Origin of the sequence: Microcoleus sp. SVA1B4, from assembly GCF_036700545.1 — a bacterium.
In the GTDB taxonomy this organism is placed as follows: Bacteria; Cyanobacteriota; Cyanobacteriia; order Cyanobacteriales; family Microcoleaceae; genus Microcoleus.
Genome location: NZ_JAUBPB010000009.1, coordinates 131615 through 141405, shown reverse-complemented (window position 1 = coordinate 141405; position 9791 = coordinate 131615). Strand labels below are relative to the sequence as shown.

Sequence of the window (9791 nt, the reverse complement as noted above, 5' to 3'; positions counted from 1 at the left end):
GAAAAATCTTCTCTTTATCCCTTGGGCTTGTCTTGGCAACTAGATTAACTGCTACCCCTACTTATTGAGCCGATACGCAGAATCTATGGTAATTTCTCCACCCTCTTAGCACCGAACCACAGTTGTTGATTCGATGTTCGAGAGTGAAACGACTATCTTTTATCACTTTTTTAACTTTTGCCTTAATGCTAATTGTAGCTTTTTGACTTGGTGTTGAAATGAATTTACCATTGGGTTTAACTGAGAAGTTCCACCCAAGGAAGTCGCAACCATCTGTACTAGACCTCTTGCAAAAAAGATATATGTTATAATTAGAGGTTTTAAATTTAATCCCCTAGAGCTAACTCATAATTGTAAATTGCTGACAACAAATTACAACGCAGACCATAACGGCGACGACGATTGCGATAACGACTCGACAATATTTTAAAAATTTTGAGACTCCGATTAATGTGTTCAATCACAATTCTCTCTTGTGCTAGAACTCGATTGTAGCTTTTTTCTAGAAGAGAAAGTTTCCCATTTTTAGGTTTCTTTCTAGGGATATAACTATTGGAATGATAATTTTTTATCCCTTGATAGCCACTATCTTGTAAGCTATTTGTTTCCGGATGAAAATGAGTTTTACTTTTTTTAAACAAGTTAAAATCGTGGCAACTCCCTTGACCAAAAGCAGTGCAAATAATTTCTCTTGTCTCTTGATTAATTACCAATTTAGTTTTTAGAGTATGACATTTTTTTTTGCCTGAATAATAGTTTTTTTGTTTTTTTTGGGGTCGTTCAATAGCTGTTTCTGTGACATCCATTACCACGAATTCTGGATAATCAGAGTCTTTGAGTAGTGCCTTTTTCCCAGGAATACGGAACTTTCCCGTTTTCATTAAAGTTGATTCTATGTCAGTTACAATTCGGCAAATAGTTGATTCAGATACTCCCCAACTTGTCCCAATATGAAAATATGTTCGATATTCTCGCCAATATTCCAAGGCGACTAAAACTTGTTCTTCGACAGTTAGGATGGTGCGACGCCCTCTTCTGTCTTTCTGATTTTCTGACTTGAAGTTCTCCAAGGCGTTAACCATTGCTTTTAAGGTTTCAATCTTAACGCCAAATCTACGTTTAAATTCACAAGGTTTTAAATTTAGATAAGATTGATTTTTCATGATTTATTTATTATGTAATGACCAACAGAGCTTTTTAGCATTTTATCTTGTTTCTAGGAAAACAAGAGTAAGAATAAGTTAGGAGTTTTGATTCAATCAACTAAAGCAAAAGTTTTAATTATATCATAAAATTATTTTGCAAGAGGTCTACTATGTACATTTGTGACAAGTTAAAAAAAAGTGCAAATTGTCAAGGGGGTAGACCAACAAAGGTAACATAGGATGAAACCTTTACCGGGCAAGCAGTTGAGCGATAATTGAACCAGTTATGAGTCGCAAAAAACGAATCAACCGAGATCATGCAAAGAAAAAAATCGTCCCCAAGTAGAAAATGAAGTAATCGCGAATCACCTGGAAGATTTATTAATTCCGGCAATGGCGGCCCAAAAAAGTTTTTATCGGCAACTAAATCTAAGAGATAGAATTCTGACACTACCATTAATGATGGCAGCAATATTAAGTTTATTATGGCGACCCGTAGCAGGAGTAACAGAATTAACCAGATTATTAAATAGAGAGGAATTTTTATGGTGTGAGCCACAAAAGATTAGTCAACAAGCATTATCGCTCAGATTTTTAACTTTGATCGCATTTTTATTTGAAAAAGTATTTAAACAATTACTACCTCATTTTCGACAAAAATGGTTAACAAGAAAATCAAGACCATTACCAGATAGCGTACAATTTGCCTGAAAAAACTTTGAAAATATCTGGATAGCTGACGGCTCAACATTAGAAGCATTGTTTCGTAAACTCGAAATTTTATCAGATGTGCCAATTGGTCAATTAGCCGGAAAAATGGGAGTAATCATAGACCTAGTAACTCATCTTCCCGAAGAAATTTGGTTGGGGGAAAATCCGAAACAAGCAGATACTAATTGGGAGGAAGATTTACTAAAAACAGTTAAGCCTAAAACCTTACTATTATTGGATCGAGGCTTCTATCACTTCGCTTTTTGGTCAAAACTAATCGAGCAAGAAATTGGATTGCTCACTCGAATTAAGAAAGGTGCATCTTATTAAATCGAGCGGGTATTAACCAATACTTATGATGTCAAATACCAGATAATTAAAATAGGTGCAGGCACAAAACAGACACCAGATTTGACTATAATTTTAGTACAAATTAGCTCCAAGACTTCCTGGCGATTTTATCTAAAAACTGTCCGAAAACCCGAAGTATTGCCCCCTATGTAGTAGCAAATTTATATCAAAAACGCTGGCGAATAGAAAACGCATTTTGTACAGTAAATAGACTCCTAAATTTAAGTTATTTATGGACAGGTTTGTCCAACGGAATCCCGATTAAGATTTGGGATATTTGGCTATTTTATGCGGTTTTGGTAGACTTAGGAGATGCCGTTGCGGATGAATTAGGAGTGTCAATGGAACGTGTTTCATTAGAAATGATTTATCGGGGGATGTCTCATTTTTCTGTGGCATATCAAAAAGGATTAGCTTCTGACCTAGTTAAGTATTTTGCCTACGCTAAAAATCAAGATTTAGGGATTGTTGAGCTAGGCATGAAAACCTCATGTCAGGCTAATTATTTCTCCTTTCCATGGAACTCAAAGAAGTCCCTAACAATTTTTTTTCAACAATAAAGGAACAAATGGAGTCATATTTTAATTGGGTTAACAGGTAAAAAATGAGTAAAATTACTCATTAACAATAGTGCTTTTAGCTTAACTTGTGAGTAATGCTCAATTATCGATAAAAGAAACCTAGCTGACGCACCCTACTGAAGTTAATTAGTCCTAGGGTGCGTCAGAAGAGAGTCTCTCAATTATCGATAAAAGAAACCTAGCTGACGCACCTTACTAAGGAATGAGAATTAAATAACTTCCACTCTTGAAAGTTGGATGGGCGTCCCGCCCGTCCAAAAAGGACGGGCGGGACGCCCATCCCACAATAACAATTAAAATTGTAAGTTATTTAATTCGCGCTCCTAAGCCAATTAGTCCTAGGGTGCGTCAGAAGAGAGTCTCTCAATTACCGATAAAAGAACCCTAGCTGACGCACCCTACTGAAGCCAAAACGCCCATGATTCTAATGGGAATTTAACCTTGACAAACGCGCGGGCTTCAGGTTGAGAATTTCAACCTACTTGTTCGATATACTGAGCGAGATCGTCGCGCAGGCGGCTGAGTTCGGCTTCGGTGGTGACGCGCACGCGATCGTCCCGAACCGTAATCAGCACTTTCGCAGCAAAGGGAGTTGGCCAGATATTCGGGTTGCAGAAAACCTCCAAAAATACATCCCCTGCATACCGATATTCCATCGGTTTTTGGGGAGAAGCTTTAGCGCCAGCAGTTTTGGCTGCTACAGCTTTCAAGCTTTCCATCAAAGCTGCAATTTCGCTTTGCAAATCCCGCGCGGCTTGCGGGGAAAAGCTAAAGGAGACAGAACCTTCGACTAAATTCAGTGTCAGCGGAGAAAGAGACATGGGCAATGAAATTTAACATAGTATGGTTAATGATAAAAGATATAGTAACCCAAAAGAAGTACATTCCTGCTCACTTGGACTGCGAGAATGCTATTAATTAAAATTAATCTCAAGAAGAGCGGCTAAATTAATGAATATAAATATAGTTGCACGCTAGATTCGGCAATACTTTTAACCTGTTAGGACTTGATAAGCTTTAAACTAGAAGCGAGAAAACTTGACGGCCGATCGAGGAGATTTTATGGTTGCCGATAACCGTTCCGAAGTCCGCAAGGTTTTAATAATTACCTTATTGCTAAATTTGCTGGTGATGGCAATTAAAGCAGCCGTGGGATGGCTGACTGGTTCCCTCAGTTTGCTGGCAGATGCTTTGCACAGCGTCACGGACAGCGCTAATAATATTTTAGGATTGGTAACTAATCATTATGCCAATCCGCAGCCCGATCGCGATCATCCCTACGGACACCAGAAATTTGACGCTCTCGGAGCTCTGGGAATTGCTGTTTTTCTGGGAATTGCCTGTTTTGAAATTCTCAGCGGCGCTGTTGAAAGGTTGCTCAAAGGTGGCACAGTTGTCAAAATATCGCCAAATGAATTGTGGATATTGCTGATCGTACTGGGAATTAATATTTTTGTCACTTTTTACGAGCGCAGGGTTGGGAAACGTCTCGGTAGCGCGATTTTAGTGGCTGACGCCCAGCACACGATGAGTGATGTTTGGGTGACAATTATGGTCATCGGTGGGTTGATCGGTGTTTGGCAAGGGGATGTGTTAAACATACCTCAATTGCAATTTCTGGATGTGTTTTTGTCTTTTCCTGTGGCTGTTTTGGTATTTAGCAGCGGTTGGAAGGTTTTAAGGGAAAATCTGCCTTGGTTGGTGGATGAAATGGCGATCGCACCGGAAGTTATTCATGCGATCGCGATCGATGTACCGGGGGTTGTCAACTGTCACTCCATCGCCTCCCGTGGGGTTGTAGGGCGTCAAGTATTTATTGATATGCACATGATTGTCGATGCTGTCGATGTAGAAACAGCTCACCGGATTACAGAAGAAGTAGAAGCCCGTTTGGAAGAACGTTTCAGCCCTGTACGCATCTTAATTCACGTTGAGCCGCCGGCTTACCATTCCGACCAAATTAGCTACGATTCTGAAAAATGAAGGCACAACCAGTGATTTTGACACGGATACACGGATTAATTGAAGAATCGGGAAAGTATTTTTACTTACCGCAATTCCTCCGATTTTTTAAATCCTATCAATCGGGTTAGAGCGATCGCACTTAATTTAGTGCTAGTTTTCCACAGGAAAAGGGGGGTTTTCCCCAGAAATCGGTAAGTTTTCCACAATAGATCGATCGGCTGTCGTCGATTTCTGTCTTTCTATTTGTATAAATTCCAAGTATTTTGAACTTCTGTAGCCATTTCCCCCCGCAAATGCCAAGGTAGCAAAATCTCCACTTTTGAACCGAGAGCTCGCAGCCATCTCAACGGGTAGTGCGGATGGAATTTTTACTTTATTTTATCTGGTTCTAGCCTATCTACTCTCGATCGTAGCGGAAATTCTCCTACTCTGTTTTAGCGGACGATTCTCTTAATTCAGAGAAAGATGAAGAAATGTTTCGAGCGAGTTAGATTTGGGGGAGTGAGTGCGATCGCGCCTGAGTTGATGAAAAAGCGATCGCCTTCTGCCAAAATCAAAATTCAAGCCTCCAAAATCGATCGATGCAGCCATTTCAAAACTGCATCGATGAGATTCGGATGCTTAGGAGAAATGCGTTTTACATTGTCGCAGTGCTAAGTATGATGTTGTGGGATGCTTCTAGATTTGTAGTGGATGGTTAACTGTGCCAAGCGCGATAAAATTCTGGATAACTCATATTTTGGGCGCAGTGCCACAGTATAGCATAGCAACTTTCGTAGCACTCTGGTTCTTCTTCTGGTAATTCATCATTAAAATGCTCTTTTATATTTGCTACCACCCTTGGAAATAAATCACTAGGAATCGCCATCTTGAATCTGAAAACATCCATATCATCTAGCTCATAAATAGCTTGCTTTGATTTTAGAGCTTCAACCCATGCTTGAAGTGATTGTCTTATATTATTAGAACCTGAAATCAAACTTTCTTCTTCTCTAGCCAAAATTAATTGCTCGGCTCTATTATTGACTTTAATTGAGTTAATCCGCTTATTTATAACATTTAAATTCATTTTTTCAAATGTCCAATTATATAACCTCAAAAAACGATGACGTTTACTACCTTGGAACAGGTGGCGGTTTTGGCGTAACAAACAAGAAAATACTTCCGTTATTTCTAAGTCTTGAGGACGGGTTTCCGATAAACTTCTAGCGGCATACAAGCGATAACCTTCATCAGTGCCATTCAAAATAGAGTGTTTTAGAAATTCAACAGCTTCCCTATTACTAGGATCGAGCTTCACTAAAGTTTGTGCAATTTTTAACTTAACTTCTTCATTGTGATAAGCTTGTAACAAACAAACTAAAGTTGAAATGATATTAGAAGAAATTGAAAAATTTTCTAATTCTGAAAATTGTGAAATTACCTCTTCAACCAAGCTCTTATGCCTAAGTAAATCTAAGAGAGTGATTAACACGTGTGGATTGCCAGGGTCAATTTCCTCTAAATATTTAGCACCGCTTATTCGTAAATAATTATCGGGAAAGGGAGAATCAGAATAGTTTAGAATCAACTGATTCGGTCTGATACATTCGATCAAAGTTCTGATAATTTTTGGAATCAATATGCCAGATTCTGTTAATCCTGCACAAACTTCTTCAAACAGTATAACATCACCAAAATATCGATAATGATAAGCCTTATTAATTAAAAAATTGACAGCCTTAATGTGATAAGGATTAATTCGGAGTATCATTCGAGCAGCAAGCACGCGACTCACATCATCGCTATTATTTTTTAGTAGTTTAGTTAATCGATAGACTACTCTTATTGTATCGGTTTCTTGTAAGATTGCTCTAGCGGTTGCTTCAAGTATATCGAAACTTTCTAAACAGATTGAATCACTAAAACTCCACTCAATTACTGTATCAATCATTTCATCACCCCAGGAAAAGTATCGAAATTCAGAGAGACCTGCGATGGCAATAAAATAGGCTTGAAAACTATAAAATCTCTCACAGTTATCATCAAAATTAAGTAGATTTTTCAATAATTCTTCTTTGAGATTTGGCTGTATGCGGTCTTGTCCCAACCAAAGCAATATTACTTCTTTCCACTGCGGTTCAAAAATGCGATAAATACCTTCGTCTGGATTATGAGGAACATGATTCAGGAAATAGTGCCAATCATCGATCGCCAAGGCAGCAAAATATTCCTGGAATGTAGGATGAAAGAATGCGTAAACAGGTTCATCTGTTGCAGCTTCTCGATCTACCAAATTCAGCCAACCGAGATCCCAGGCTAATTTAAAAAGCCTATCGCCCATTTCTTTTTCAATTAAACTCAGCGGCAAGCGAAATCGAGTATCGCTATCCAATCCTGCTATAGACAAACGACCGAGGGCTTGATATAATTCTTCTTGCAAACCTGGTTGAGTCGCCCAATCAATAACCGTTTGGGATGGCTTCCACTCAAAGAAATAGCGGACAAAGTGTTGATATAGTTCGGCTTTTGTTTCTGGTAATTCGGCTTGCTTATTATTGCTGAATATTTGACACAGTAAAGATAAGCGAAGCGGATTTTTTACGAGTTGGCGGATGCGTTCTTTTTGCGGTTCTTGCAGCTTTTTTTGTAACTCCTGTCCCCGGTGAATATTTTTTGCTTCAGCAAACCAGTGCTGAATAAAATCATCTACTTGCTCTTGTTTAAACTCCTGAGTTTTGTAAGTATCAAAACCTGTAAGAGGATTTTTGATACGGGCATCCCAAACATTGGTTCTACAGGTTAAAACAACTCGCACATTACCCAACCAATCAGTAAGCTGGTTTCTGATTTCCTCTAAGGACAAACAACTATTCGCCCCTACAGCCATTTCATCAACGCCATCGAGTAACAGCCACACTCCGTCTTGACGCAACCGTTTTTGTAGAGATGTTTTGTGAGACTTCTCTACATCAATATCAGGATAAACCAAAGTCATAGCTTCCGGGAACCATTCCTGAAGAATATAGTCTTTCAATGTCTTTCCTTGCAAACTTGCCAGCGCAATGCAAATCGGCAAATCTAGATTATTTTCCTGAATGTGAGTGGCGATTTTATCTAACAGCGTTGTCTTTCCTGCTCCTGGTTCGCCCACAATAGCAATATGCTTATTTTTTCCAGTAGGGTTTTGTCCAATAACGTCAGTCATGAATTCATTATGCTCGTAAATTCGAGTAATGACTTCTTGTTCTAACTGATGCACCAATTCCATGGGCACATTGCCACTGCGACGCTGCTGCTGTTTCCGTTCGATCAAACCTAGCGGTACAAAAACATTGATTTCAAATCCCATTTCTGTCGCTCTCCGTCTAAAGCGTTGCTCCTCTTGCTGTTCCTTTAACATTGATTGGCAAACTCGCTGCCAATCAATAGTAATGTTTGGCTGTGGCTCTCGATCGGAATTATGCAAGTTTGAGTCATGTTCGGCAATAAATTTTAGGGGATCAAATCCTAATGCTTCAATAATTGAAATAGCATAGTTCCTATCGACGGGATTTCCCTTTAAAAAGCGTTTCACTGTGCTAATACTCACATACGCTTGCCTTTCAAGGTCTTCTTGAGACCAGCCCCGTTTATCTGGATTTAGTGGCTTCTCCAACTCAGCCATCCGTTGACGAACTTTATCCAAACCTGCGCCATCAATCCGAACACTGCGAGATGCCATAGTTTGACTCATTGCTAACAAACAAAGTGGATGAAATTGAGAATTTTGCATCAGTTGCATAGCCCGCCAGGGGTTTAAACCCCTGGCTCATAGCGAAAGTCCTCTGCAAGAGGACTAAATTCTGACCCAAAAAAGCGTTCTTCAGTCCACTTAAGTGGACAGTAGCTCTTAGCCGTGGACTTGAGTCCACGGCGGGACAACAGCACAGGCGCAAAATCTCAATCAAAACTATCCCTAGCATAGTCAGCATCAAGTTTCTTGACCAGTTCAGATCAGTTCACTTTTTTTTGAACCGTTTTGCTCTGGAGAAATCCAGTTGACCCCAATAGGCTTGAATCATTAACACTCAAAGGTTCAGCTTATGACAGCCTTTCAACTCAGCCTTTTCCCAGACGAGCCACCCACTCCCCTCGACTCCCTTAACAAAAAGAGAAGGGTAAAACTCCCATCTCAACCAACTGTCATAGAGCAATCCTGCACAACCCATAGAGCCGCACAACTGCTGGAGGTATCCACCACAACTCTCTACCGCGCTCGGAAAGAAGGCAAACCTTACCAGAAGGGCGCTTGGACTGCTACCGCTCTTGGTGCAAACGCTTGGACAGTCATCTACAACCCCTTTAATTCCCACTCACCCTAATCGGAAATAAAACTAATGCTCTACGCCTTTGACTATGACAATTCTTTGTCTTCATTTCCCCAATTCCAAAGCGGAGAAATCATCAACGAGTTAGAAACGATCGCTATCGATATTCTAGAGATGATTTTAGGCGATCGCTTCCGTTACTGTCCCCAAGTTCCCCTAGAAATCATCTGTTCCCGTCCAGAAACTTTCACCCGTCTTCCCATTGAACTTTGGAAATTTTGGGTGAGTTCCAGAGTCGATATCGCCTTGATGGAACGCGGTTATTGTGCTAGTCGCAAAGCCAAACTGGTGATAGAATGTCCATCTCATTGGCACGATCGCCCAGAGGTGCAGGTGCGCGATCGCAAAAAAGCCCGACTCCTTGCATCTGTTGGCGTTCCCTTAGTATACCTGCGACAAATCGATCGAGATCGACGCTTCTATCGTTTCTACACTCCCAATGGACAAAAAGAAGTCTTCTACAACTCAATTACCCAACAAGGACGGACAGAACTGGAAGCATTTTTGCAACACTATTCAACACAGTTGACAGTTGACAGTTGACTCTTTGACTATAAACTTTCTGTGTAAGTCCTGTAATTAACACAGGACTTACAGACGGCATCTATCCAAATCGAAAATCAATAATCGACAATAGTATTACTCCCACTCGATCGTTCCCGGCGGCTTAGAAGTAATATCGTATTTTT

At 39.9% G+C, this 9791-nt stretch carries 12 protein-coding genes; 6 read left to right on the top strand and 6 right to left on the bottom strand.

Annotated features, from left to right (window positions below):
• Positions 1 to 61: 61 nt before the first annotated feature.
• Together QT987_RS29890 and QT987_RS07100 are read right to left on the bottom strand one after the other, a co-directional pair.
• Positions 62 to 187 (bottom strand): group II intron maturase-specific domain-containing protein, encoded by a 126-nt coding sequence (locus tag QT987_RS29890; RefSeq protein WP_445305009.1) that lies wholly within the window; start codon positions 185 to 187, stop codon positions 62 to 64.
• 139 nt (positions 188 to 326) lie between these two features.
• Positions 327 to 1163, bottom strand: a complete 837-nt coding sequence (locus QT987_RS07100) for an IS5 family transposase (RefSeq protein WP_445299715.1) — start codon at positions 1161 to 1163, stop codon at positions 327 to 329.
• Positions 1164 to 1538: 375 nt separating this feature from the next.
• Here QT987_RS07100 and QT987_RS29885 point away from each other — a divergent pair, with 375 nt between their 5' ends.
• The 3 genes from QT987_RS29885 to QT987_RS29875 all read left to right on the top strand — a co-directional run bounded on the left by QT987_RS29885 (position 1539) and on the right by QT987_RS29875 (position 2767).
• Positions 1539 to 1856 carry a hypothetical protein gene (locus tag QT987_RS29885; RefSeq protein WP_445299623.1) on the top strand — a complete coding sequence of 106 codons (318 nt, stop codon included), beginning with the start codon at positions 1539 to 1541 and terminating at the stop codon, positions 1854 to 1856.
• 78 nt (positions 1857 to 1934) lie between these two features.
• Positions 1935 to 2186 (top strand): hypothetical protein, encoded by a 252-nt coding sequence (locus tag QT987_RS29880; RefSeq protein WP_445300350.1) that lies wholly within the window; start codon positions 1935 to 1937, stop codon positions 2184 to 2186.
• 263 nt (positions 2187 to 2449) lie between these two features.
• Entirely contained in the window at positions 2450 to 2767 is a 318-nt protein-coding gene (locus tag QT987_RS29875; protein WP_445299625.1) for a hypothetical protein, read from the top strand.
• A 494-nt stretch (positions 2768 to 3261) separates the two neighbouring features.
• On the opposite strand, the gene QT987_RS07090 is transcribed toward QT987_RS29875, so the two are convergent.
• Positions 3262 to 3609 carry a hypothetical protein gene (locus QT987_RS07090; protein ID WP_015174783.1) on the bottom strand — a complete coding sequence of 116 codons (348 nt, stop codon included), beginning with the start codon at positions 3607 to 3609 and terminating at the stop codon, positions 3262 to 3264.
• 241 nt (positions 3610 to 3850) lie between these two features.
• Between QT987_RS07090 and QT987_RS07085 the strand changes: the two genes are divergently transcribed.
• Positions 3851 to 4771, top strand: coding sequence for a cation diffusion facilitator family transporter (locus tag QT987_RS07085; RefSeq protein ID WP_333238527.1), 921 nt, complete (start codon positions 3851 to 3853; stop codon positions 4769 to 4771).
• 132 nt (positions 4772 to 4903) lie between these two features.
• On the opposite strand, the gene QT987_RS07080 is transcribed toward QT987_RS07085, so the two are convergent.
• The 3 genes from QT987_RS07080 to QT987_RS07070 form a co-directional block, all read right to left on the bottom strand.
• On the bottom strand, positions 4904 to 5095 hold the full coding sequence (locus QT987_RS07080; RefSeq protein ID WP_333238525.1) for a hypothetical protein: 192 nt from the start codon (positions 5093 to 5095) through the stop codon (positions 4904 to 4906).
• Positions 5096 to 5203: 108 nt separating this feature from the next.
• A complete protein-coding gene (locus tag QT987_RS07075; RefSeq protein WP_333172648.1) occupies positions 5204 to 5344 on the bottom strand; it encodes a hypothetical protein in 141 nt (46 codons plus the stop codon).
• A 106-nt stretch (positions 5345 to 5450) separates the two neighbouring features.
• Complete coding sequence (locus QT987_RS07070; RefSeq protein WP_333238523.1) at positions 5451 to 8507, bottom strand: NACHT domain-containing protein; 3057 nt, start codon at positions 8505 to 8507, stop codon at positions 5451 to 5453.
• Positions 8508 to 8817: 310 nt separating this feature from the next.
• Between QT987_RS07070 and QT987_RS07065 the strand changes: the two genes are divergently transcribed.
• Both QT987_RS07065 and QT987_RS07060 read left to right on the top strand, forming a co-directional pair.
• Positions 8818 to 9096: a hypothetical protein gene (locus QT987_RS07065; protein ID WP_333238520.1), complete on the top strand. Its 279-nt coding sequence runs from the start codon at positions 8818 to 8820 to the stop codon at positions 9094 to 9096.
• Between the two features lie 15 nt (positions 9097 to 9111).
• Complete coding sequence (locus QT987_RS07060) at positions 9112 to 9645, top strand: DUF2726 domain-containing protein (protein WP_333238518.1); 534 nt, start codon at positions 9112 to 9114, stop codon at positions 9643 to 9645.
• Positions 9646 to 9791 lie beyond the last annotated feature (146 nt).